Annotated in this window: 13 protein-coding genes and 1 tRNA gene; 10 read left to right on the top strand and 4 right to left on the bottom strand. The window is 53.2% G+C overall.

Annotated elements, in window-relative coordinates; genetic code table 11:
- Window positions 1-34: 34 nt before the first annotated feature.
- The 3 genes from QN062_RS05380 to QN062_RS05370 form a co-directional block, all read right to left on the bottom strand.
- Entirely contained in the window at window positions 35-556 is a 522-nt protein-coding gene (locus QN062_RS05380; RefSeq protein ID WP_369340821.1) for an HXXEE domain-containing protein, read from the bottom strand.
- 91 nt (window positions 557-647) lie between these two features.
- The gene (locus tag QN062_RS05375; RefSeq protein ID WP_369340820.1) at window positions 648-1925 is read right to left on the bottom strand and encodes an OFA family MFS transporter; all 1278 of its coding nucleotides are present in this window, start codon (window positions 1923-1925) and stop codon (window positions 648-650) included.
- Between the two features lie 391 nt (window positions 1926-2316).
- A tRNA-Ser gene (locus QN062_RS05370) sits at window positions 2317-2401 on the bottom strand.
- Between the two features lie 455 nt (window positions 2402-2856).
- Between QN062_RS05370 and QN062_RS05365 the strand changes: the two genes are divergently transcribed.
- The 8 genes from QN062_RS05365 to QN062_RS05330 all read left to right on the top strand — a co-directional run bounded on the left by QN062_RS05365 (window position 2857) and on the right by QN062_RS05330 (window position 19701).
- Complete coding sequence (locus QN062_RS05365) at window positions 2857-8121, top strand: metallophosphoesterase (protein ID WP_369340819.1); 5265 nt, start codon at window positions 2857-2859, stop codon at window positions 8119-8121.
- A gap of 225 nt (window positions 8122-8346) precedes the next feature.
- On the top strand, window positions 8347-9417 hold the full coding sequence (locus QN062_RS05360) for a 2,3-butanediol dehydrogenase (RefSeq protein ID WP_369340818.1): 1071 nt from the start codon (window positions 8347-8349) through the stop codon (window positions 9415-9417).
- Window positions 9418-9611: 194 nt separating this feature from the next.
- Window positions 9612-10856 carry a nucleotide sugar dehydrogenase gene (locus QN062_RS05355; RefSeq protein ID WP_369340817.1) on the top strand — a complete coding sequence of 415 codons (1245 nt, stop codon included), beginning with the start codon at window positions 9612-9614 and terminating at the stop codon, window positions 10854-10856.
- Window positions 10857-10971: 115 nt separating this feature from the next.
- A complete protein-coding gene (locus tag QN062_RS05350; protein WP_369340816.1) occupies window positions 10972-14775 on the top strand; it encodes a hypothetical protein in 3804 nt (1267 codons plus the stop codon).
- Between the two features lie 65 nt (window positions 14776-14840).
- Complete coding sequence (locus tag QN062_RS05345) at window positions 14841-15467, top strand: hypothetical protein (protein WP_369340815.1); 627 nt, start codon at window positions 14841-14843, stop codon at window positions 15465-15467.
- Between the two features lie 98 nt (window positions 15468-15565).
- Window positions 15566-17071 carry a hypothetical protein gene (locus tag QN062_RS05340; protein WP_369340814.1) on the top strand — a complete coding sequence of 502 codons (1506 nt, stop codon included), beginning with the start codon at window positions 15566-15568 and terminating at the stop codon, window positions 17069-17071.
- A 120-nt stretch (window positions 17072-17191) separates the two neighbouring features.
- Entirely contained in the window at window positions 17192-18667 is a 1476-nt protein-coding gene (locus QN062_RS05335; protein WP_369340813.1) for a lipopolysaccharide biosynthesis protein, read from the top strand.
- 5 nt (window positions 18668-18672) lie between these two features.
- The gene (locus QN062_RS05330) at window positions 18673-19701 is read left to right on the top strand and encodes a glycosyltransferase family 2 protein (RefSeq protein WP_369340812.1); all 1029 of its coding nucleotides are present in this window, start codon (window positions 18673-18675) and stop codon (window positions 19699-19701) included.
- Between the two features lie 19 nt (window positions 19702-19720).
- Here QN062_RS05330 and QN062_RS05325 read toward each other — a convergent pair whose 3' ends face one another.
- Window positions 19721-22411, bottom strand: a complete 2691-nt coding sequence (locus QN062_RS05325) for an ArnT family glycosyltransferase (protein ID WP_369340811.1) — start codon at window positions 22409-22411, stop codon at window positions 19721-19723.
- Between the two features lie 374 nt (window positions 22412-22785).
- On the opposite strand from QN062_RS05325, the gene QN062_RS05320 reads away from it, so the two are divergent.
- Complete coding sequence (locus QN062_RS05320; protein ID WP_369340810.1) at window positions 22786-24591, top strand: hypothetical protein; 1806 nt, start codon at window positions 22786-22788, stop codon at window positions 24589-24591.
- 47 nt (window positions 24592-24638) lie between these two features.
- Window positions 24639-25658: a dTDP-glucose 4,6-dehydratase gene (gene rfbB, locus QN062_RS05315; RefSeq protein ID WP_369340809.1), complete on the top strand. Its 1020-nt coding sequence runs from the start codon at window positions 24639-24641 to the stop codon at window positions 25656-25658.
- Window positions 25659-25701 lie beyond the last annotated feature (43 nt).

Below are 25701 nucleotides of genomic sequence, written 5' to 3'. Positions count from 1 at the left end.
CATGCAAGGATGCGTCTCTTCGACGCGCTGTGGGCTATCCTCGATGAATCATCGCGTCGAGCCTTGGTGAAATATGGTGGAGCATACTCAGGTTCGCGACGAGGACGGCTGTGATGATAATCGATGCGGTGAAGATCTGCAAGGCTCCGAATCTCACTCGTGCAATCGTATGCATCCACACAATGATAAGTATTGCAATATTGAACGGTAGCGTCATGGCAGCGGTGATGCTACCAGGATTCCATGCTTTTGATGCCATTGCAGAGATGATGTGACCCACAAGATGCAAGGAATTTCCAAAGACCACTGCGAATACCAGTGAGAGATAACCGGAGGATGATGCAATCAGCAGAATTATCGCGGCCAATATGACCTCTTCGAGAATCATCGCGGCGATCGTTTCGGTCGAGGGGTATGCACGGCGGTTTCGTATCCACATGTCACGCGCATATCGGGCTTCGGACTCGTGTCGCTCTATCCAGGGTCTGCACCGGATGATTTCTTCGAATTCGTGTACGACGAACAGTGTGAAGGCTGCAAATGCCAAGAAGGTCATACGGCAAGGATAGTCATTGCCGGTCATGATGGAGAAGGCGCGTCCGTGACACGCTTGCTGATGCGTCACGGACGCGCCCTGTGAACGAACGCTATATGGTTCGTTCGGTGGCGAGTGCGGGTCTGGCGCGCGAAACGAGCCAGATGGAAATCAGCGCGACTGCGTAGAGGACAGTGATCACAGGGATCACTGCCGCGTAGCGGTGTGATTGGTCGGATGTGTGCGTTACGACGAATGAGGCGAGCTGGTTGCCGGACAGACCGGCAAACCCCCATGCGCTGAGCGTGAGCCCGTGCGTGGTTGACACGCTTTTGATTCCGAAGTGCTGCTCAAGCAGCACCGGAAGTGTCGAGAATCCGCCGCCGTAGCCTGCGTTGATCAGGAACAGCATTGCCAGGACCACCCAGAGCAGTGCGTTGTCGATGCTGTGGGTCACCAGTTGCAGCGCGCAGATTGCGATGGACATGACGAAGATGATGACATAGCTGGATTCGCGGCGCTTCATGTGGTCTGACAGTGTAGCGAAGCCGAGACGACCGGCTGCGTTGAAGATTGCGTCGACGGAAAGAACCGTTGCGATGATGCCAGCAATGGCAATCGAGAAATCGTTTGGTGAAAGCTGAGCATACTGCGGCAGCTGGTGCAGAATGTCCTTGAGAATGTCTTTTTCCTGCGAGATCAGAGCCAGACCGCATGTGATGTTCAGATAGAAAGCGATCCAGATTCCCCAGAACAGTGGTTTGCGAAGCAATGCCCCACGACGTGATTCCCTTGGCGGCGCGGAATAGACATACCCTTCAGGACGCTTGATCAGCGCGAATCCAAGGAGCATCAGCACCGCATACACGGCGCCGAGAATGTAGAACATGTTGACAAGGCCGACTCCCTCGATCAGATATTCCATGATCGGGCTTGCAATGGCCTTGGAGAGGCCGAAGCCTGCCACTGCGATGCCCGTTGCGAGGCCTTTGTTCTTCGAGAACCAGAGCATGAGATTCTTGACTGGGGTGAGATAGCCGATTCCCAGACCGATGCCCATCACTCCGCCATAGAAGATGAAAATGCCGGGAACGAAATGCGTGGCAATGCTTACGCCAGTTCCTACAAAGCCGGTGACAAAGCAGATGGTCGATATGAGGGCGGATTTTCTGAGGTCCTTTTCAACCATCGGTCCAAGGAATGCAGCCGACATTCCCAGGAAGAAGATGGCCAATGAGAATCCCCATTCGATGACTCCCGGCGATGCCTGAAGCTCGTCGGCGATGAGTTGTTTGAAAACGCTCCAGCAATAGACGGTTCCTATGGAAATATGGAGCAATAGTGCGGGTGCAACGGCACGGGTCCAGCGGTTGTCGGGCAACAATGTCATTCGATTTTCCCTCTCCGCAGAGGGTCGTGCACATGGGAATCACGGCGACTGTGGTCCTCTGCCTGTTCAAAATACCATTCTTCGAACTCGGATACTCTAGTATTCCTGCGAAATGGATATGAGATATGTAACAAAAATAATGTTCGTTTCGGTGTGTTCGTGAGGACGTGCCAGGCGGATCCGATTTTGTCAGAGCAGCCGTCTTACCGATTCGATGCTATCTCATACATTATGTATATTATCAAACCATGAGCGTTCTCAGTCTGGCAATCGTCTCGTCTGACTTTGAGCAATTCGGTGAGGGAAGTTATGGGGAACAGCCGGCGATAGCATCGCGTTCTCAGACAAACGCAGAGGGATAGGCTTCGTGAATCAATCGAAACCCTGAGAGCGGAGGATACGAGATTCGAACTCGTGAGGCTGTTACACCAACACGCTTTCCAAGCGTGCGCCATAGACCACTAGGCGAATCCTCCAGTGTCACAAAAAAACCAGCATAATCCAGATGAACCGTTTTATGCAACCTGAACACGATAACACATGTCATGGATGAATGGGCAATGCGTAGGCGTGTGCTTTTCTGAAATCATCCTCGCACTCGTTCGTTTCTTCGAAAACCTCGCACCGTGTCACTGCAGTCTTTTCGTTTCATGGTCATGGGATACCAAGATGTGCCTGACTGTCGGCTGAATCTGGACGCAGCCAGTTCCAACTGCACGCACCCAGGTCGTGCACGTCGCCACTCTCTCATAGCGACAGCACGGCGACAATGAATTCACAGTGAATCCGTGATGAATCTACGACAATACTTGATGAAATCTTCAAGATTCCTGAATGCCGCCATATCGAGCTCCCGTATCGTGAGCAATGCTCGTTCACAGGGAGTTGCGATCGCAATAGTGAGATCAGCGGCAAGAGAAAAGGGAAGAATATGAGGGAGAAGCGTATGAGATACGGCGGCATGAAGGTGGTGTCGGTCTTGATTGCATCGGTGATGGCCCTTACTGCGGGCTTGGTCGCCAAGCCGGCGGCGGCGGAATCAAGCCAGGCAAGCATCACAGGAGCAATGCCCGTGGTTATGACCGAACTTGCGGTAAAGACCGCAAACGGTTCATTCACCGATGCAAATGGCGTGAAGCAGTCGGTCAATATCGGTGAATTCATAGAGCTTACGAACGTCAGCGAGAAGCCCGTGAGTGTGAGCGACCTGAGCCTGACCTATAACGGCGTCGACTGGACGCCTGAAGCCTTCGATGCGGCAGCCGGCGGCAATGCCCAGAATCCACAGATACCTGCCAAGGGTTCGGTAGTCCTGTGGGATAACTATGCGAATGTGACGGCCGAAGGCATAAGCCCCGCGCTCAGCACAGACGCGGACTTCAACGCATTCTGGAAGGATCGCACCCAGAACGACCCCCAGCTTGTCATGAACTCCACATTGTTCACCATTTCCAAGGGAGCTGGTATGTCAAACACGAGTCAGCGAACGCTTGTGCTGACTCAAAGATCCACGCATGCGACGAATTCGGTGAGCTATTCCACGAGCGGCGACACCGACACCACCATCAACTATGCATACGATGAGCAGGGAATCGGCACGCTTTCCATCAACAATGCGGCTACTCCGGGAACGACGGTCGAGGGGCAGATTCCGGCTTCCTGGCCGCAGACAAGCGCTCGCAAGATCGTTCTCACCGATGTTTCCGATGCTCCTGCCACTGCGAACGACTCGGATGCGATCAAGCTGGCAGTCAAGGCATCGTCATCGGATGGTCTGGATTCCATAGGTTCGGTTCGTCTCTATACCAAAACCAACGTTGATGCCAGCTTTGCCGATTCATCGTTCGACGGCAATCGGAGCAGTGATGAATGGGTCTTCACTATTCCTGCCGGGAAGCTGACAGGGAAGACGAGCATCTCCTATGAATTCGTCGCGACTGACGTTGACGGCGTTCAAACCGTGGGAGAAGGAGCGACCATTGCGTTGTCTGCGAAGCCTGCAAATGAGTATGACAAGGCGACTGTTCCGCTGGTGATCACTGAAATTGCCCCTGATACTGCAAATGTTGGCGGTGCCGATGGGTATGAATTCATCGAGGTTACGAATATAGCAAATAGGACAATTGATTTTTCCAATAATTATTCGTTGTATTACAGCTACCCGGAGCAGGGTGACAGCGGTGACGTCGAATGGCCAGCAGTGCAGAATGACATCACCATTCCTGCTGGTACCTCGATTGTCTTCTGGATCAAGAACGGCCCGAATGACCAGATGACGGCTGCAGACTTCAACAAGAACTTCGGCCTTGCAGCTGATAAAGCCCTTGTTCTGGGAACGAATCTCTTCGAGATCTCCTCTGCCGGCATGGCCAACAATTCGGCCCGGATGCTTAAGATCGAAACGAAAACCAAGACGCTTATCTCCAGTGCGTCATATCCTGACAACGCTTCGACAAATCTCACCGGAAGCACCCACTCCTTGCAATATGTGTATTCTGCAGGGCAAAATGAGACCAAATTGGGAAGAAGCGATCAGGCCCCGACTCCCGGATCGGTGCAAGATGACGACATTCGTGCAACGCCATATTCATATCCTGCGGCGCCGTCAGCTCCAGATGTGAAAGACAACACGCCAACTTCGTTCGGATCGGATGAGGATTTGGCATTCTCCTTTGACATCACTTCGAAAGTGGCTCTCAATCGAGTATCACTTTTTATTCGACATGCGGGAGAGAAAACATACACGTCTCATAACTTGACGAAGCCTGCGGGAAGCGATACCTACGGCTACACCGAGAATAAGATCGATCTCATCGGCGTGAAGGATGTCGACTATTATCTTGAAATCTCTGACGGCATCAATCCGGTGTTCACTGAGACGGCCAAGTCCATCGTCAATACTGACTTTTCTGATGCCAAGGTGCGCCTGAACGTGCAGGAAGGGCAATTCCTTCGTGGAAAAGTCACGCTTCGCGCAACGGGGACGAGCTCTTCCGACCTACCGAAGATGTCGGTGGACTCTCAAGCCATCGATTCAAGCGACGTGAGCGGGTCACTGGAATCGGAACCATACATTGCGGCTGAGATTACGCAGACTGATATCTTCTTCTTCAATTCATTCACAACGAAAACGGTCATTACCGGAACTCCGACAGAGGATGACTGGAAGGACAACGTCATCGGAAGCTTTGACGACGGCACGTATGGGGATACCCAGACGGTCTCCTTCCCAGTGCCGTTGGAGCAAATCCACGACAACACTCTTTCGCTGTATATGAATTCCGGAACCAAGTCGAGCGCGACCGACATTCTCGATGACCAAGGCAACGTCAACACCGAAAACGCAGACAACTATCTGGCTTCGAATATCAGACTCGTGCTGCCCGATGGCACGCATCTCAAGGTCAGCAAGGCTGTCGCGGCGGTGAGCCCTGGAGCGACGGGCACAGTGACCGAAAAGGACGTGACCGACGAAGTCGCCAATGCGCAGAGTTCGATCAAGATAGGTGATTCGTCGGGTCAATATGAATACATACGTCTCGATTTCACCATTGACCCCTCGTCGGTGATGTCCAGCCAGTACTCATGGGATACATCGAAGGTCACCGATGGAGAGCATGACGTAGAGGCACATGCGCAGGCGGGCGAGGCGAAATCTCAGGTCATCGTTGACAACACCAAGCCTTCCATCGAGCCGGAGATTTCGGCGGACGCAAGCGCATCGAACACGCTTCGCGGCAATATCGTCATCAACGCGAGTGCGAGCGATGCAACGTCAGGGATTCCTGCCGCAGACGAGACAGGTGCGCTGAGCGCAACGTTGACGGATGGCAGCGGTGAGGCGAAGAGCATCACTCTTCCCTACAAGACCGCTTCGGCGGGTCTGGCGGCAGGATTGCACACGGTGGCCTTCACGGTAAGTGATAAGGCTGGCAACGAGGCCACAAAGTCGGTCTCCTTCATGACCTATGCCGAGAATCCCACCATCGTCGCGACCGATTCAGTTGATGGAAGCGCCACGAGCGATCCGAAGCTGAGCGTAACTGCTCAGGGCAATCCTGGCGATGAGTTGAATGTGAAGTTTTATGCCGGCGAGGAGTACAAGCCTGGAAATTCGAAGCAGGTGTCGGTAGCTGCGGGGATAACGACTCAGTCAGGACTTGCCACGTCAACCGTTGGCGAAGCGGTATCTGCCTCCGATGCGGCGAAGTTGGACGATGCCGATGGCAAGGTGGTCACGACGACAGCGACCGACAATGGTTTCCCCTACCAGTCGTTCACCGTGAGCATTCCCGATGCGATTGCGAAGGATGCGGATGCCACGACGACGCTTCATTGGAGTGGCACTGCCGAGGCGAACGCTGACATCTATGCCTTCGTGAAGAACACTGCCACCGGTGCATGGGACAAGGTTTCACGTGTTTGCGCGGACGAGGATGGGAAGGTGAGCATAGCGCAGAATGTGGTGAACAAGGACCATGTTGCAGACAATCAGATGAGTGTGGTGGTTCAGAATGGTGCTGGGTATGCCTCTGGTAATCTGAGCGACGACGCATCGTCCGAGAACACCAATCCCAATGGCTTGAAGAGTCCCGAATCTGCCACGACCTCCACCATCGATGGAGCTGACGGCAATCCTGTGGTGACGATGAACGATGATGCGATATCGCAGGAGGCAACTGCCCGCAGCGATTACGATTTCACCTTCGCCTGGGAGTCGGATACGCAGTATTACAACGCCAATTACGATGATGACGGGTATTACCAGCATCAGGAGAACATTCACAACTGGCTGATCAACAATCGCAAGGCAATGAACATCCAGTATCTGTTCCATACCGGCGATATCGTAGATGATGCGGATATTCAGGCTCAATGGGATCGCGCCGATGCTCAGTACAAGAAGCTTGACGATGCCAATTTCCCCTATGGTGTGCTGGCGGGAAACCATGACGTCGATCACAAGGACGAGAACTATGTCAACTTCTCGAAGAACTTCGGAGAAAGCAGATATGACTCCAACCCTTGGTATGGCGGAAGCTTCGAAGACAACCGCGGCCATTACGATCTCATTTCTGCAGGCGGCATCGATTTCATCGTCGTTTCCGTGGGCTGGGGTGTCGAACAGGATGAGATCGATTGGACGAATCAGATTCTCGCGCAGTATCCGAACCGGGTCGCCATCCTCAACTTCCATGAGTACCTACTCGCGTCCGGAGGCTTGGGGCTCATCCCTCAGGAGATATACAAGCAGGTGGTCATTCCCAACAAGAACGTCAAGATGGTGTTCTCCGGTCATTATCACAGTGCTCAGAAAACCGTGTCACGCATCGATTCCGATGGCGACGGCAAGCCTGACCGCAATGTTCTGAATCTTCTCTTCGACTACCAGGCGTTGGATGAGGGCGGCATGGGCTTCCTTCGGCTCATGCACGTCAATACGCAGAACGGCACGATGGAGGTGAGGACGTATTCGCCATCGCTTCAGAAGTACGGCTCTCAGACTGTTGCTTCGTCGAGTTTCAAACCCTCTGACGAGGAATTCACTGTCGATCTCTCCGAGCTGGGAATCAAGCCGAGAACGGCGCAGAATTCTGAAAAGCGCATCTCCACGGATGAGTTCGCTGCGGACTTGCAGGGCAGCACCCTGATCGCGAGTGCTAACGCCGTGTCGCAGACGAGGCATGTCAGCCAGGAGAAGCTCGGTCTCGTGCGAGGGCTCGCATCGGGGGTTGAAAGCCTCTCCGAGCAAACGGCCGATACTGAAAATGGCCTGCCTTTGACCGCCGAGGTCTCCTGGAAGAACGCATCTGTCGGAACGCATGGCTGGTATGCGGTCGTGAGTAATCAGTATGGAGGAACCGTCACTTCGCCAGTCAGCTATGTGCAGGCTGTCGAGAAGAAGGCTCCAGCCGATGGTGGCAGCCAGGGATCCGATAATCAGGGTTCTGACAGCCATGCAGATGACACCACGGGTGATGAAGGCAATGGAGGGTCGCCGGGTGGATCACACGTCGCAGATGGCAACGACACCCCAGACTCCAAGACACAGACCGGTTCCACCGAGTCGGTATACAAGGGAGACAAGCTTGTCAAAACAGGTGTTAACGTTTCGATCGTCGCCCTGGCTGTGATGATGATGGCTGCCTGCGGTGCGGCTTTGAAGCGTTTGACTTGGAAGATGGGCAAGCGCTGAGAGCATGGCATGAGATAGGTGTCTTCTGTTTATAAATCACCAGCAAGCGAGTGGTGGGAGCGCATGTTTCCCGTCACTCGCTTGCTGTATGCGTAAATGCCAACCTTGGTGTGCAGTAGGCATGTCACCGCGAAAAGTTTCCACTTGGTAGAGAAAGGAATAGAATGGGTATGGCAACGGACAATAGCGTCCGTCTGGGGAAACGTTCGGGGAGGAATGCTTCTTATGAAAGCTGTTCGTATTTATGGAAAGGGCGACATTCGCATCGAAGATGTTGCGATTGCCGATCCTGCAGACGATGAGGTTCAGATCAAGGTCAAGGACTGCGGCATATGTGGCAGCGATCTTCACGCATTCCTTGAAGGATGGGGATTGCCTACGCAGCCTCACCCGATTACCGGTAAAACCGTTCCCATCACACTCGGCCACGAGTTCTCAGGTCAGGTCGTCAAGGTCGGCAGCGGAGTCGATGATCTTGCAGTCGGAGATTTCGTTGCCGTGGAGCCATTGATTGCGTGTGGCAGATGCGCGAACTGCAGAGCTGGGAACTATAATTTCTGCAACAAGGCGCTCGCAAAGGATGGTGCGGGAAACTTCCTCGGCTTCTCGCAGGATGGCGGCATGGCAGAATATGCCAATATTCAGGATGTCTTTGCACATAGGCTGCCGGAAGGCATGTCACCTGAGCTGGGGGCAGTGTGCGAGCCGGCGGCGGTTGCCTTCGAAGCCTTGAAAAAGAGCGGATTGCATGCGGGCCAGACCGTTGCCGTGATCGGGGCCGGTCCCATCGGTCTGGTCACGGCGCTGCTCGCTCGAATTGCCGGAGCGACCCGAGTGTTCATCTCCGATGTATCTGAAGTGCGTCTCGATCAGGCAAGGAAGCTTGGCTTCAAGGACATGCTCAATCCTGCGCATGATGATGTGAATGCTGCTATCCGGGAGTGCGTTTCCGATGGCGTTGACATCAGCTTTGAGTGCGCCGGAGTTCAGACCACCTTCGATACCGCGCTCAAGGTAACGAAGAGAACTGGAATCGTCCAGATTGTCGCTCTCTATGGGCATCCGGTCAATGTCAACATCACCGATGATCTCATCATGCAAGGCATCGACGTGATTACCACACTCTGCTACAACAACAGCTTCCCGAAGGTCCTTGAAATCATCAACAGACATCGTGACGAATTCCAGTCCATCATCACCAAGCGCATCGGCCTTGACGATGCGCTGGAAGATGGCATCAAGACCCTTGCCACCGATAAGAGCCAAGTCAAGATTCTGATTTCGCCTGAGATCTGATCCGGATGACTGTTCGCTCACTCAATCGTGTGAGAAGGAAATAAGCCAGGATGCCTGATTGCTCGATTCGTCAGGCGGCCTGGCTTTTCCATATTTTCGTGGCTTATCTCGATTCTGTAGTTGAGACAAGGATTTTCCATGGACTACTATTGGCAGTGTTTGAAGGCTTTATTACTCTGAAAGTGGGTTAATTGATGAAGATTGCAGTGGCCGGAACAGGTTATGTGGGTCTTTCCGTGGCGTTATTGCTATCTCAGCACAATGAAGTGCATGCTTTGGACATCATCCCCGAAAAGGTGGAGATGCTCAATGATGGGAAGAGCCCGATTGTCGATAAGGAAATCACTGATTTTCTTGATGGTAATAGCTCAGGCAGGCGCCCACTGGATTTTCAGGCGACGCTCGATCCTCGTCAGGCATACACGGGTGCGGATTATGCGGTTGTTGCCACTCCGACGAACTATGACTCTCAGAAGAACTATTTCGATACTTCAAGCGTCGAGGCGGCGATCGCTGCGATCCGTGAGGTCAACCCGACTGCCTGGATTGTCATCAAGTCAACGATTCCAGTGGGATACACGGTCGATCTGCGCGGAAAGTTGCAGGATGACCGCCTGCTGTTCTCCCCTGAGTTCCTACGCGAAGGCCATGCATTGTATGACAACCTGCACCCCTCACGCGTTGTCGTTGGTGCCCCGCAGGATGACGCCGAAGCTCGCAAGGCAGCCGAAGGCTTTGCCGACCTGCTGATTCATGGTGCGGCCGACGGCGAGACCGGGCGCAAGAATGCCGATGGAACCATTGGCATTCCACGCCTCGTAGTCGGTCCGACCGAGGCGGAGGCCATCAAGCTGTTCGCCAATACCTATCTGGCTTTGCGCGTGGCATTCTTCAACGAGCTTGACACCTATGCCGAGACCAGAGGGTTGCAGACCCAGGAAATAATCGATGGCGTATGCCTTGATCCTCGCATTCGTGCCGATTACAACAATCCGAGCTTCGGATACGGCGGATACTGCCTGCCCAAGGACACAAAGCAGCTGCTGGCCAACTACGATCAGGTGCCACAGAACCTGATTTCCGCAATCGTCGACGCGAATCGGACTCGTAAGGATTTCATAGCGACCGAGATTGAGCAACGTGTGCGGGGAGTCGAGAATCCGGTTGTGGGGATTTATCGCCTTACGATGAAGTCGGGATCCGACAACTTCCGGCAATCGGCGATACAGGGCGTGATGAAGCGAATCAAGGCACGCGGCATCACGGTTGTGGTGTATGAACCGACGCTGAACGATCCTGACTTCTTTGGCAGCAAGGTCACTCACGACTTGGAGGCATTCAAGCAGGAAAGCGATGTCATCGTCGCCAACCGATGGAATGCCGATCTTTCGGATGTGCCAGACAAGGTTTACACGAGGGATCTTTTCAAGCGGGACTAGCATTAGCTAAAACTGAGTGGTTATTGAGTTCAGAGTACCTAGTCTCATTTAGTATTAGCTTGTGAGAAGAGATAGAAGAAGAATATTTGCAGCCATTTGCTGCACAATAGTCAGCTTGGTTTTACTTGTTCCTTCGCAGGCAGCCTCAGCTGAAGAATCGACGGATGATTCTTCAGCTTCGTCACAATCGCCAAGTTCTTCGGATGCTTCGAGCACAGATAATTCAGACACTCAAGATTCGGTTCAAGAGACGCAGAAACTCGAGCAGCAGCAGCAGCGGCTTGATGCTGAAACGACGCCAGAGACGATTCAGCCCAAGGAGACACCCGCTCCGCAACTTACGTCGCCGTCGACAGGCAGCAGGTCAGTCCAGGACTTTTCCACAGATGCGACGGAGGCGATCAGCGATGACGATGCCTCTGATCAGGAAAGCATTCAAGGCACGAACCCATACAGCCTAGCGGTCAATGGTCTGAGAGAAGCGTGGAATGTCGACAGGGCCAGTATCGCCTTCTCCTGGAAGAACTCCAATTCCCAGGCGCAGCAGGCATACCAGATAGCTATATATCAGGGAGAGGTGGCTCAAGGCAGCCCTGTCTTCGATACGGGTGTCAAGTATTCCGCTTCTGCATCTGCGCAGGAACTGCCGAATCTAGAGAACAGTCTGAAAGATAGCACCCTGTACTCATGGAAGCTGACCGTTACCTATGGTCAGGGCGCTCAACGTTCGTCAACAGATGAGTTTGCCACAGCGATGGGGAACACTGGCTTTACGGACACGAACTTTCTGTGGCTTCATCCGGCCAGCGTCTCCACATTGCTCCGAGCTCAGGTGCCGGCCATGCAGAACGGTGGCATTGCATACAGTAAGGCTCTGCTGACAGTGACCGCCTTGGACACAGAGGCATCCAAACGCTACGTCTCCAATGTCTACGTGAATGGAGTCGAGGTAGGTGTCGGTCCCAATCGGCGAACTTCCCCGAAAGCTGGTGAAGGCACGCCGACCGTGTATTACAACACTTTCGACGTGACCAACGAATTGTCTCAGTCGCCCTCTAGCCCCAATACTGTCGGACTGTACAGCTATTCACAGGCCAAGACTACCGGGGTGTTGGTGCAGCTGAGCTATTTTTCCGCAGATGGAACGCCCATCGTGGTCTACAACTCGGCTCGGCCAAATACAACTTCAGAAACCACTGACGGTAATGGCTCAGACAATGCCGCTGCAACCTTTGACAACAAACAGCAGATCATGCCGATGGATTCCATCGTGTACGGAACCTCGGGACAGTCAATCGGCACCGGATATTACACTGAACTCGCTCAGAACGCCGATACAGGCAATTTCCCGTACGACTGGTGGAAGCTGAATGGGAGCGAGTACAGCGTGCCTAGGGAATCGAACGGTTTCATCGACACGACATCATGTTCCGCATCCACGACCTCTCCCTGCATATATAAGGCTCTCGGCCAGATGATCTCTGGCAATCCCGTACTCGCTCCATCGATAACCGCGAACACCATTCGAAGAAAGGTCAGCCCTGCCTCGATAGTGGATCTAGGAGGTGGAACCTATACGGTCACCTTCCCTCAAGAGGTCATCGGAGACATCCAGCTCACCTCCTCGTCAAAGGCGAATGTTCGGATAACCTTGGGTGAGGAGATTTCCGGCGGCAAGGCCGTGTATAGAATGCGTACCGGCAACACGTACAGTGAGACCTGGAAGTTCCCAAGCCAAGGCACGACCTTTGCCGGATACAGTCTGAAGGCATTCCGCTACGTCACCCTTTACAACTATCCTGAGAAGCTGACCGCAGACAAGATTCAGGGCCTGCAGACCTCGATACCCTCGGACCCTGCACAGGCGACATCGTTCACTTCACAGAACTCCTTGCTGAATTCAATCTATTCCCTCACGCAGCATACTGATTCGGCAACGACCATGGACACGGTTCCGGATTCGATAACCCGTGAACGCCGACCATATGAGGGCGACAACCTTATCTATCAGAGCCTGCAATTCTCAATGGGCTCGCAGGGATTGGAATCGCGAAACACCTGGAACTGGCTCATTGACAACCCATCGCAGTATACGGAATACGGACTGATGCCGGTGCTCGGCGTTTACCAGGATTACATCCATACTGGTGATGTGCAATATGTAAGGAGCGTCTACTCGAAGTTGCAGGAGATCCTTCGCAGTGGGAAGGTCATCGATTACGATTCGAAGCTGCATCTGGTGAAAGGCGCCTCTTCGAAAGAAGATCTGGTTGACTGGCCGCGAACCGAAACTCCGGGCTTTGACTATGAGAATACGACGTACAAGACTGCGATCAACGTCTTTGCATACGAGGCATACGCAAACCTTTCCTATCTCGCAGGCGCGCTGCACAACCCCCAGGATCAGAAGGCATACGGTGACCGGGCGGCAGCAATCAAATCGGCGATCCTCACCAAGCTATACAGTTCCGAGACCCATACCTTCATAGATGGACTCAATGCGGCGAAGCAGGGCGTGCAACATACTTCTCCGCAGAACTCATACGTCGCGCTAGCCTATGGCGTCTACCCTTCCCAGAGGGATGCCAATGCCATAGCGGAAAAGATAACTCACTACGGCAGACAGGCGTCAGGAAGCATCTATTCTGCGTACTTCTTCTATCAGGGGCTATACGACAGCGGGAATGGCGACCTCGCCAACGGCATCTTGGAAAGTACGGAAAGCAATGACCCCAGAACGTACGATTCAGTCATCAACAAGCTTCATGCCACGATTACTCCCGAAGCATGGTCGACGGGTTCGAAGCCCAATATGACCTTCTCCCATCCTTGGGGGAGTGGCGGGGGCTCCGCGATGATACAAGGCGTCGGCGGCACGGTTGCCATGCCAGATGCAACTGATCAGGGTTCGCAGATGTATCGAATCGATGCGAATGGGATCATCGGCGAGACAGTCACGACGACGATCAGCACGAAGCAGGGCCAGATCAGCACGAAGATTGCAAGAACTGGTGATACCAGAACGATAATCATCACAATTCCATCCGGGTTGAACGCTCAGCTGAGAATACCGAAGGTGTCAAGCGAAGCCTCTCTCAGCAGTGACACGGATGCGTCCATACTCATGGGAACGCCGAGCGACGGTGTGAGCACGACTGCGTTGAATGCGCTCGCGGCAGGCACCTATGCCTTCACCGTCACAGATCCAGAGCAGAATCAGCCCCCCGAATATGAGAGCTTCGCAGGTGATTCTCTGGCGGCGAGAAGAAATGCCACATACTATTTCAAGAATTCGATATCTGGAGGATTGGCCGATTCAGTAATCTCCTATGGAAAAGCCAAGGATGCTGTTCTTACCGGTGATTGGGACGGTGATGGCAAGGACACCTTGGTCGTCAGACGTGGCAATGAGTATTATTTCAAGAATTCGATATCAGGTGGAACGGCTGACAAGGTTATTCGTTATGGCCGACCGACCGACACGGTTCTTGTTGGAGATTGGGACGGTGATGGGGTTGACACTCTCGCCGTCAGACGTGGCAATGCATATTATTTCAAGAACTCCATTGCGGGGGGAACTGCTGACAGAGTCATAACATATGGCAGGACGAGCGATTCAGTGCTAGTCGGTGATTGGGATGGGGATGGCTCTGATTCCCTGGCCGTCCGTCGAGGCGCAGCATATTACTTCAAGAATTCAATTTCTGGTGGGGTTGCGGATAGGGTCATTGCATATGGCAAGGCAACGGATACGGTTCTTGCAGGTGATTGGGATGGTGACGGAATAGATTCGTTGGTGGTCAGAAGAACATCGACATATTACTTCAAGAATTCAATTTCTGGTGGACAGGCGGATACGGTAGTCGTTTATGGAAAGGCCAGCGACGTTGTTCTCGTGGGCAATTGGGACGGACGCTGATTGCAGATCGCCGACCTAAATGATCAGGACAGGGTAATCTTACAGTTGTGAAAAGGAAACATGGATTGATTATTGCCGGTATTGCTTCCATAGTTGCTTTGGTCGTTGTGGTTGCACTGATCTGGTGGGCCGAAGGATCTTGGAAACGTACCCAGGCCGCGATGGAGGCCAGCACTTCGAGCGAGGCTTCGCTGAGCTCCTCGATAGAGAATTCTTCCAAATCAAGCGATACGGCGTCGTCCACGTCGACTGACGCATCGCTTTCGTCATCTTCGGATGAGACTTCACAGACCCAGGATTCGACGGCGTCAAGTTCCCAGAGTTCAGCATCAGACTCAGATGACGCAGTCGCAACCGATCCAACGACAACATCTCAGTCAACGAAGAACGGGAAGACGGTCGCTCAGGTACAGCTGACATGGTGGGATGCCGAATCGGCCGGTATCCAGGCAAATGGCGCCGTCAACAATGTCGTCGAAACGGGAGGGACCTGTACGCTGACAGCGACGAAAGGTTCAGTGTCGCGCAGCGTCTCACGTGAGGCCACGGTGAATGCGACGAATACCTCGTGCGGCGAAATCACCATTCCTCGCAGTCAGCTTGCCGTGGGCAATTGGACGATCCGGCTAAGCTATTCCTCGTCCAAGTCGCAAGGAGTCTCCGGTTCGCAAACAGTTAATGTTGCAGATTGATCGTTCGATGGAATACTGTTTGAATAGGCTATTTCGTCAATGGGAAGATGATTATGTTGAATAGGTTCACGATATTGCGTCCACAGGGTGAATCTAGAGTGCGTAAAAGCTTGAGGCCATTTGCGTTTCTGGTGGTCTCCATAATCGTTTTCTGCATTGGACTGGCGGGTGTGAATTCTCAGGCGCAGGCTGCCGATGCCACTCAGTTCAACGCTGGCGAGATTATCTCTGATGCGAATTTCTATGATTCGGACTCGATGACGGCCGCGGAGGTCCAGACATTCCTGAACGCGAAAGTCCCGACATGCAAGCCTCAGCTCGACTCAGACCCTTCTTCCATAGTGTGTTTGAAGAATTACACTGCGACAACGGTTGCCAAGTCTAAGGACTCCTATTGCAACGGCTATACCGGGGGAGTGAAGCAGACTGCCGCGCAGATCATCGATGGGGTCGCACGTAGCTGCGGGGTGAGTCAGAAGGTGCTTCTGGTCTTGCTGCAGAAGGAAAACGGTCTTGTGACGCACGTTGACCCCAGCCCTTGGCGATACACGACTGCGATGGGGTTCGGATGCCCTGATACTGCGGCATGCAACAGCCAATATTATGGTTTCTTCAACCAGACATACGCCGCTGCCCGGCAATACAAGCTGTATAAGGCAAACCCTTCCGACTATCAATACCGCATAGGGAATAATTCCATCTATTGGAGCCCCACGCTTTCCTGTGGGTCTTCCGTCGTAAAGATAGTAAATCAGGCGACGGCCGGACTGTATAACTACACTCCATATCAGCCCAACAAGGCCGCTTTGGAAGCTGGCTACGGTACGGGCAACAGCTGTTCGTCCTATGGCAATCGAAACTTCTTCCTGTATTACTCGGATTGGTTTGGAAGTCCGACCGGAACCCCTGCTCCTTCGACGGTTGGAAGAACCTACTACTTCAGCAATTCCCTGACGAGCAGCGTCGCCAGTTCCGTCGTCGTATACGGTGCGGCGACCGATGCGGTCTATTCGGGTGATTGGAATGGTGATGGCAAGGATACCTTGGTCGTCCGTCGTGGCAATGTCTATTATTTCAAGGATTCGTTGACGGGTGGTCAGGCTGACGAGACCCTGGTCTATGGCAAGGATTCGGATGTCCTGCTGATTGGTGATTGGAATGGTGATGGCAAGGATACGCTGGCTGTTCGTCGTGGCAATGTCTATTATTTCAAGGATTCGTTGACGGGCGGTCAGGCTGACGAGACCCTGGTCTATGGCAAGGCGACGGATGACGTTGTGGTAGGTGATTGGAATGGTGATGGCAAGGATACGCTGGCTGTTCGTCGTGGAGGGACCTATTACTTCAAGAATTCGCTGACCGGAGGAGTCGCCGATGGGTCGTTCGCATATGGCAAGCCTTCGGATGTCGTTCTGGTGGGTGATTGGAATGGTGATGGCAAGGATACGCTGGCCGTACGTCGTGGAGGGACCTATTACTTCAAGAATTCGCTGACCGGAAGTGGCGAGGCCGATGAAGTGCTCGTATATGGCAGATCGACCGATTCTGTGCTTGTCGGCGACTGGGACGGAAACGGAACCGACACCCTCGCGGTGCGTCGCTGATAGCGCCTCTGGATCTGACCCGTGTGTAGAACTTCCACGAATTCGACAGTTTCATGGTAATGGTTGCACGAAACCAGCGTATATTTGACCGCCGTACTGTTCCATACACCAGGAGTTGAGATGCGAAAAGGCCTTGTTCTGAATCTTGTCAGCAATGTGGTGTTTTTCGTCGCCGGGTACATCATCCACTATTTCCTTGGAAACACGATGCCGGCCGCAAGCTATGGCATCGTCGGAACCATCATGACAGTTCTCGACTTCGAATACATGTTTCTTTCCAATGGTGCAAGGCAGTCGCTTGCGAAGGAAATCTCGATGCGGCGCTTTGACGTCGGCGACGTCATCAGAAAGAGCCTTCTGTTCCAGTTGCTGCTCATCCTCGTGTTCTTCTGCATCAACTTCTTTGGCGCCCCACTGTTCAGCGCAATACTCAACGACCCATCTCTTGCTATATATTTCCGGATTGCAGCATTCCTCGTCCCTGCCAATGGGCTGTTCGTTCTGCTCCTGGGAATCAGTGACGGTATCCAACGCTTCAGCACCAGCGCATTGCTAAGCACCATCTATCCGATCGCAAAGCTATCGGTCATTCCGCTCATCATCTTCTTCTTCCAGAAGGATCCCGTCGCGGGCATGGAGATCGGATATCTTCTGGCGCTGCTGTTTTCAATCGCACTGGGCTGCGTATTCCTCTTCAGATATCGAAAGGAACTGAAGTCAGTCAGTACCAAGGTCATCCCGTTCAGAACCATAGCGCATAACACTCTGAGCTTTTCGATATTCTTCATCATGGTTTCGCTCGTGCTGAGCATTGACACCTTGATTGTGAAATCCGTCGTCGAACCCGCCTCGATGGCAGGATACTACACGGGTGCGGTGAACTTTGGAAAGCTTTCGTACTATCTGATGACCGCCTTCTTCACGGTTATCTTGCCGGTAGTGGCCAAGGCCATAGGACAGAACGACGTGCATGGAGCCGTCAAGCAGGTCAAGCAGTTCATCCTTCTCGTACTCGCATTCATTCTGCCGATTCCCGTCGTGATCTCGGCGTCGAGCGCCTCGTTGCTGGTCTCGTTCTATCATCCGGCCTATGCCATAGCGGGCACGACCCTCAGTTTCCTGTCGCTTTCCAGCTTCTTCATGGGCATGACGGTCATGCTGAACATGGTGCACACTTCGTTCAGTTCAAACAGGTTCTCGGATGTGCTGTCTATCTGTTCGCTGGTCATCGTCATTCCAATCTTCATCCTCGCTGCCAAGTTTGGCGGGATCACGCATATCGCATTGGCCAGCATGATCTGCACGGGCATCACCATGGTGATTTCCTACCTGATGCTGGCCCGAAAAACCGGTAACGTGATCACGAGAAACGCAATCCTCGCAATCGGCGCGAATGCAGTCCTCTGGATCGTGGTCAAGCTGCTCTTCCACTTCTTCGATATCCAAGGCCTGGGAATCATGGCACTGATATATGCCGTCATATATGGCGTGTTCATATCTGTCATGCTCGTGACACACGTCGTCGTCATTCCCAAGGATCTGCTGAAGGCGATTCGCAAGCGCGGAGGGCATAGGAATTCCGAGGAAGTACACTGAGTACCATGCCTGCAAACAAGCCGCTCGTTTCGATCATCGTGCCCGTTTACAACGCGCAACGATATCTGAGACACTGCGTCGATTCAATTCTTGGCCAGAGCTACCGCAATCTACAGATACTGCTCATCGATGATGGTGCGACGGATGCGTCGGGACGCATATGCGACGAATACGCATCACAGGATGCCCGGGTGACGGTCATTCACAAGCCCAACGGGGGCATCGCCAGCGCGCAGAACGCAGGACTGGATGTTGCCACGGGCGACTGCATAGCATTCTGTGACAATGATGACATCATGCACAGCAGCAACATCGAGCATCTACTGATGGCCTTGCAGCGAACCCGCTCCGACATGGCCAAGGGCAGGTGGAACCAGATCGGCGTGTCCGAGCTGCCCTCGACCATCAAGTCAGCATCCGCAGCCCAGAAGATGGGAGCGCTTACACTGATCGACGATCCTCTCAATGCGTATCAAAGCGTGTTCTGCAAGACCCTGCGCATTCTTGGAGGGGCAAGAACCGAGGCAAGATACTTCAATGAGGCCAATTGGTGCAGGCTCTACAAACGTGAATTATGGGACGGCCTTCGATTCAAGGAAGGTCATTTTGCGCAGGACATTCGCATGGCAGGGCCGCTCTATGCGCGCATGAAACGCGTGGTCGACGTGAACGAAGTACTCTACTACTGGCTTCAGGAACCGGACTCGGTGACCCATTCAAAGCGCACGCCGGCCTTCTGGCACGATAACGTCATCGCAGCCGCGGAAAACTTCGAGTTCACGCTGAAGCGGGGCGTCGTGCCATATCGAAACTATTTCGGGCTGACGGCGAGTGTCAGAGATGAGCTGCGGGGATTGGCCGGGAACTCGCATGCGCGTGATGATGACAGATCCCTCGTTCAGGCCGATAGGCTAGGCATGAGAAGGATGCTGGGAAAGATGACGGCGCCCCAGCGGCTTGTCGGCTGGGTTCTGGCAAGCATACGGAGAGCTGAGAACCTTGCGTACGATGTCCTGATTCATGCCAAACGGTGAATGCCGATGAATGCGACGGTCAGCCCAAGGTGAATCCTGTTATCGATGTGGCTTGATACAGAACCGAATAAATGAAGCCGTCAAAGAACAGAAGCATACAGAACAGCGAGCATAGCATCATGCCCGACGATGTCAGTCTCTGCGTGATGTCGGTTCCCGCTCGGGTGGAATCGTCCAGCCGAGCACCGTTTCCTTGCGGCAGCTGACTCGGATCGTGGCTTTCGCGCGTCACCAGGTATCTGCAGATCAGCAGCATGATGGCAAGGGCGAAAAGACCAATCGCGCATAGATAATATCTGCTTGAGTAGCCCCCGAATCTCCCATTCATCATGACGCTTGCATAGGTGCCTTTCATCTGCATGAGCATGGCGATGCCGACAGCAATCATTCCGAACTGCAGGTACATCTTGGCAGTGCTCTTGATTGTGATGAAGAACAGGGCGAACGGTATCAGGAGCACGAGCACGATGCCGATGCGGTCGAGGCTGAAGAATGGCCACGCAGCATCGCGGCCGGTAGTCGTAGCTCCAGCGAGATTGAACCATGTGTTCATGAAGTTTGAAAGATAGGTGGTGATGAATCCCCAGACTCCCATCTCAGACCGCTGGCCGAGGGGGGTGTACCAGATGCTGTGAACGTATTCGTGATACGCCAGCTTGGCAAAGCTCGGCTGAAGCGCATGATATTTCATATACATAGTGGCGAAATAGGCGGGAATGGGTAGATAGACCGGGAGAGAGACAAGGAATCTCCAATTCCATAGATTCCTCCATTGCCTCTCGACGACAATCGAATAGGCCAGAATGCATATGGCGGCGATGCTGACTATCATGCCTGCAGTGAGCTTGGTCAGCAGGCTTGTTGTGATTCCGACTGCAATAAGCAGGTATGTCATGCAGCCGAATCTTTTTTCGTAGAAGCGCACAAGACCCAGTAGACAGATAGAGACTGACAGGATTGTAAGCGAATCGTTATTGACCCCGCTCATGCCGTAGATGAGGTTTGGCGGGCTGATGATCAGCAGCCCGAACAGAAGATGCAGCAAAGGTATCTTGGGAAGTCTTGTCAGACCGATGTAGAACAGCAGGGCGACGCCCAGCAACCCGATCCCGAAGGATTCCATGCGCATGAGGCTGAGATTGTACGAGGCCACATTGCCATTGATCGTCACGCCGCCAAGCAGCTTCATGATCTGGTAGTACAGAGGGGGGTGACCCAGATAGTTAAAGCTCTGTGAATGCGAGAGGTCAAAGGTTTGAGAAGAGCTTCCCAAGGCGTATACGACCATGTGCTTGAAGTCCGGAATCAGCCCTCCGTGCTGCTGCAGATATGCCACATACGAGATGTGTGCCAGCTCGTCCGGGAAGCCTTGAACGTATTTGGCATATATGGGTTGTTGCATGATGGCATAGCCAAGCAAGACAAGATAGTTTGTCACGGGCAGTGCCCTGCTGAGTCTGAGCCTCGCTCTTCGTGAGCACCAGAGATTGAGAATAAGCAGCACGCAGAAACCAAGAACGAGCAACGCGATTAACGTCCTGTAATCGAATCCTTGATAGCTTGCGTTCACCGCCAGGTAGACGGAAGATCCGTATTGCAGGCCTTGGACGCTTGCCGGTCTTGTGTAGCTCGCATTCGTCACGGAAGGGTAGGTCTGGAATTGGAGTGTGGGAACCGTAGTCTCGGCATTCTTCGACAACGTTATTTCGAGGGGACCATCCCTTGGCGAGGCATGCAGGGCGATCGTGATGCTGGATAGTTCGGAATCCAGCATGCTGGGCGTCACCCTTCCTTTGAACAGCATCGTGTGCGAGGATCCCTGAACCACCGTTATCTCGTAGGAGTCATGGAATTCCTGATTGCTCTCATATACCGACGAGTAGTTTGCGTTCGTGGAATCGTTGGGATCCACGTCTCCGGTGATGGAAACGGGAAGCGTTATTTGTGAAACATCGTCCACCGGATCGAAGGATTGCGTTGCACTGAAGGCCGCGGATTGCTGGATTGACGTGGGCGAGGACGATGTCACGCTTTGCTGTATCTCGATGGGCTGCTTCACCAACAGTGCATTGGCAATGAAGCCAAGGGTGAGAGCGGATGCGAGCATGGTAACGATGAAATGCAGTCTTTTCATTCCGCGAAGCGCGGTCAGTCGCATGATGGCAGCGATATAGATGAAGATCAGCACTGCCAGAAGCATCAGTTTGACCTCTGACTTCAATCCTGCCTGGGAATGGATTGAACTGAGCTGTGCCTCGGTGAGCTGGTATGTGCGCTGCGAGCCTTCGGCCACATGGGATATGTCACTGCCGTTTATCGCAGCATTCTGGTATAGCACGGTGCCGTTGACGCTGACTACTGACGAGAATTTCTCCATCGTGACGTTGTCTCCAGGAATGGAGATTCTCAGCGACTTGGAATCCAGATTCACGGGATCAACTCGCAGCTTTGCCTCTGCCTGGGGTTTGAATATGATGTCAGCGCTTTGCACGGCTGATTCGGTGTATCCGGGATTCGCATCGAAGGCGAAGGTCACCGTCTCGCCTGCCTGTGCAGTATCCGAAAGCGTGACAACATAGTATGTGTTTATCGGTGCAAGCTGGATCAGGCAGACGACGGTGGAAAGAAAAATGAACAGCATCGAGACAGAGGCAATGGCATGGTGAGAAATCCATGCAGCGCCATCCTTCGCAGCAGTCTTGAAACTCATACCTTTGCTTATTCTTCTTTGCACAAGCTCAGCCTACAAACAGCGCAAGAATAATTCCAAAAGAAGCGAGACCGATCGATGGGGCAGCCGTTGTGTGAGACGCCTGATACCCAAGGCATGGTCGTTCCCTGGCATATGACACGGTCTTCGAGCTGCTTATGGGCACACATGGGCACCTTGCAGCACAGATGAAAGCTTGTGGATGCGAAGCATGGTTTAAGCTGGGTGCTACCGTTACGAATCATGAGAGTAAGCTTGGTGGATTCTGAGAAGTCTCGCACATCGTGCATGCCCTGCCTTGGCAATCCCATAGTGAACATAGGAATTGGCAATTGAGAATACTGACCGATCGTTGTTTCAATGTGCGACGCATCATGCCGGTCACGAAATCGTGGACGACTTTAACGCATATCCTGCTCACCATTATCATCGCACTGGCCACAGCTGCACGTCTGCTGATGAGTCTTACCCTGCATATGTGGTATCCCTCAAGTCAGGTGGCAGATGACCGGCTTCTTATGAATCAATCCTTTTCCACGCATTTCATCGATGACAACAGCGATACGCTTGCGAAGAATCAGGGATACAGCTTTTGGGTGAACTTTTTCTCAGGAATCGGCCTTAACGCTGATATCGCACAATTCTGCATATGGATGGCCGCTTCGATCGTCATGGGAATGGCTGTCTGGAAGATCTTTCACAACGCGATTTTCGCAAGCTTCACCTATGGGTACATTCTTTGGAATCCGTTGGCATTCGAAAATTGGCTTGGACTGAGAATGTACAGGAATTCCCTATATCCGCCTTTGATCTTTTTCGTTATGGGGCTGATTCTTCTCTGGTTGAACGCCTTCACCCCGTTGGCAGACTCCCGTGACGGACGGCGGAAGGAAGTCGAAACCGAGGTTCCCCATCACGCGGATGAAGTGATGGTGGCAAGCGGCCTCTCAACGCGTCTGCATATTGTTCTGTATGCGGTCACGGGGATCGTGATGGGACTTGGGATGGCGGAGTTGCTGCTGCTCAAGGAGGATTCGCTATGGTTGGTGCCTCTTTACGTCTTCGTTCTGTTCTACAAGCTTTTCCTCGTCATGCGGCATGAGCTTGAAATGGGTTTGAGGATCATGGTCATCATGGTCTCTCTGCTGCCCTCGATCGTCACCTTTGGAGCGGTTTCGATAAACAAGGCAGTCAATCAGCGCTATTTTGGCGTATATCTCCTGAATACGAGAACCGAGGGGGAGCTTGCCGGTTTCACCAATAGAATCTATGCCATTGATAGTCCCGATCAGAATACGACGACATGGGCGCCGCCATCTTCGTTGAAAGCGGCCATCGCGAATTCGCCGACGCTGCGATCAGATCCGAAACTCATCGATGCGCTTTGGCACGGCGGCTTTGCCGCTCCGAACATGGATCTCAAGCCCATAAGGGGGGATTTCCTGACATGGCAGATCAGGATAGCGGTTACCCATTCCTCGCACGGCTGGAAGAACGAGGCTTCAGTTCAGCGGCTATTTGCAAGAGTCAATGCGGAACTGGACAGAGCTTTTGCAACGGGCAAGCTGAAGAAAACCCAGAAAATCTCGCTCTCTCCAAGTCTGGTGCCGCGAAGCAAGCATCAGATATTGGAATTGGTCCGTCCGACCGCACAGGCATTCAGATGGAACTTCGACCCTCGTCCTGAATACACGCTTTCGAAGAATCTCAACAGCACCGCAGAATCCACAGCCAACGTGCTTGGTCTCAGGAAGATGGGGGTGAACATCGCCGATCCGAACCCGGAATATTGCTCCTTCCTGACCCGCGACAGAGCGATAAGATTGGCGTCGAAGGTGAACCACCTGTATGTATGGATGCATACGGTGCTGCTGTTGCTTTTTGCCCTGGCGCTTGTCTCCTCGCTCTGCCGACTCGTCCTGAGAAAGAGAGCTCATTGGCGTTTTCTGTCGCTCGGAGTGCTTCTGATGCTGTATGCGCTCGCGTACTGCTTCTCCGTGACATGGTTCACGCAATATATCGACAATGACTATGTCACTTATTTCTATGCCACAGGATCGACCGGACCTCTTGTGGATGTCGCCTTGCTTCTCGGTGTCGCCACGCTATTGCTGAACTGGCGGCTTGGGCGCGGTGAAAGCGCTGAAAGGCAGCGCAGCGGCCAGCATTGCAATCGGTAGGTTGAAGTTGATGGGCATTCTCCCCTTGCAACGCTAAGATGAGCCATATGACTGAAGCATTTACTCCTAAGAACATCATCGTTACCGGTGGCTGTGGCTTTATTGGCTCAAATTTCGTGCATTATGTGGTGAACAATCATCCTGAGGTCCATGTGACCGTGCTCGATGCGCTTACCTATGCCGGCAACCTTGACAACATCAAGGGACTTCCCGAGGATCGCGTCGACTTCGTGCATGGCAATATCTGCGATGCTGCATTGCTCGACAGAATCGTGCCAGGGCATGACGCCATCGTGCATTATGCGGCAGAGTCGCATAATGACAATTCCATCGCAGACCCCGAGCCTTTCCTGAGGACCAATGTCGAAGGAACCTTCCGACTGCTCGAGGCTGTCCGTAAGTTCGGCATCCGCTATCATCACATCAGCACCGACGAAGTATATGGCGACCTTGCACTTGACGATCCCGCACGATTCACCGAATCGACGCCATACCATCCCTCAAGCCCGTATTCGTCGACGAAGGCATCCTCCGACCTGCTGGTGCGCGCCTGGACGCGAACCTATGGGCTGCACACGACGATCTCCAACTGCTCGAACAACTACGGGCCGTTCCAGCATGTCGAGAAGTTCATTCCCAGGCAAATAACCAACATTCTCAGTGGCATCCGTCCGAAGCTCTATGGCAACGGCCTGAATGTGCGTGACTGGATACACACCGACGACCATTCCTCAGCGGTATGGACGATTCTCACCAAGGGACGTCTGGGTGAGACCTATCTCATCGGCGCAGACGGCGAGAAGAACAACCTCGACGTGCTGAGGCTGATTCTCAAGCAGATGGGCCAGCCGGAGGATGCCTTCGACCATGTCAAGGACCGTCCCGGTCATGATCGTCGCTATGCGATCGATTCCACGAAGCTTCGCACAGAGCTCGGCTGGCAGCCTGAGCATACGAACTTCGAATCGGGATTGGACAAGACAATCGACTGGTACGCCAATCATCAGGAATGGTGGGAAAAGACCAAGGCGGCGACTGAGAAGCGCTACAAGGCACAAGGCCAGTGACGTTTCCGTGAATACCCGCATGACGGCGATTCGCCTGTGCGGG

This window comes from Bifidobacterium sp. WK012_4_13 (genome assembly GCF_041080835.1).
Taxonomy (GTDB): Bacteria; Actinomycetota; Actinomycetes; order Actinomycetales; family Bifidobacteriaceae; genus Bombiscardovia; species Bombiscardovia fermentum.
Note: the sequence above shows the minus strand (reverse complement) of the source record. Positions and strands in the feature narration are given on the sequence as shown.

Bases quoted from the DNA above. Each gene is read 5' to 3' on its own strand.
- QN062_RS05380 (WP_369340821.1), bottom strand. From the start codon at position 556: ATGACCTTCTTGGCATTTGCAGCCTTCACACTGTTCGTCGTACACGAA.
- QN062_RS05375 (WP_369340820.1), bottom strand. From the start codon at position 1,925: ATGACATTGTTGCCCGACAACCGCTGGACCCGTGCCGTTGCACCCGCA.
- QN062_RS05365 (WP_369340819.1), top strand. From the start codon at position 2,857: ATGAGGGAGAAGCGTATGAGATACGGCGGCATGAAGGTGGTGTCGGTC.
- QN062_RS05360 (WP_369340818.1), top strand. From the start codon at position 8,347: ATGAAAGCTGTTCGTATTTATGGAAAGGGCGACATTCGCATCGAAGAT.
- QN062_RS05355 (WP_369340817.1), top strand. From the start codon at position 9,612: ATGAAGATTGCAGTGGCCGGAACAGGTTATGTGGGTCTTTCCGTGGCG.
- QN062_RS05335 (WP_369340813.1), top strand. From the start codon at position 17,192: ATGCGAAAAGGCCTTGTTCTGAATCTTGTCAGCAATGTGGTGTTTTTC.
- QN062_RS05330 (WP_369340812.1), top strand. From the start codon at position 18,673: ATGCCTGCAAACAAGCCGCTCGTTTCGATCATCGTGCCCGTTTACAAC.
- QN062_RS05325 (WP_369340811.1), bottom strand. From the start codon at position 22,411: ATGAGTTTCAAGACTGCTGCGAAGGATGGCGCTGCATGGATTTCTCAC.
- QN062_RS05320 (WP_369340810.1), top strand. From the start codon at position 22,786: ATGCCGGTCACGAAATCGTGGACGACTTTAACGCATATCCTGCTCACC.
- rfbB (WP_369340809.1), top strand. From the start codon at position 24,639: ATGACTGAAGCATTTACTCCTAAGAACATCATCGTTACCGGTGGCTGT.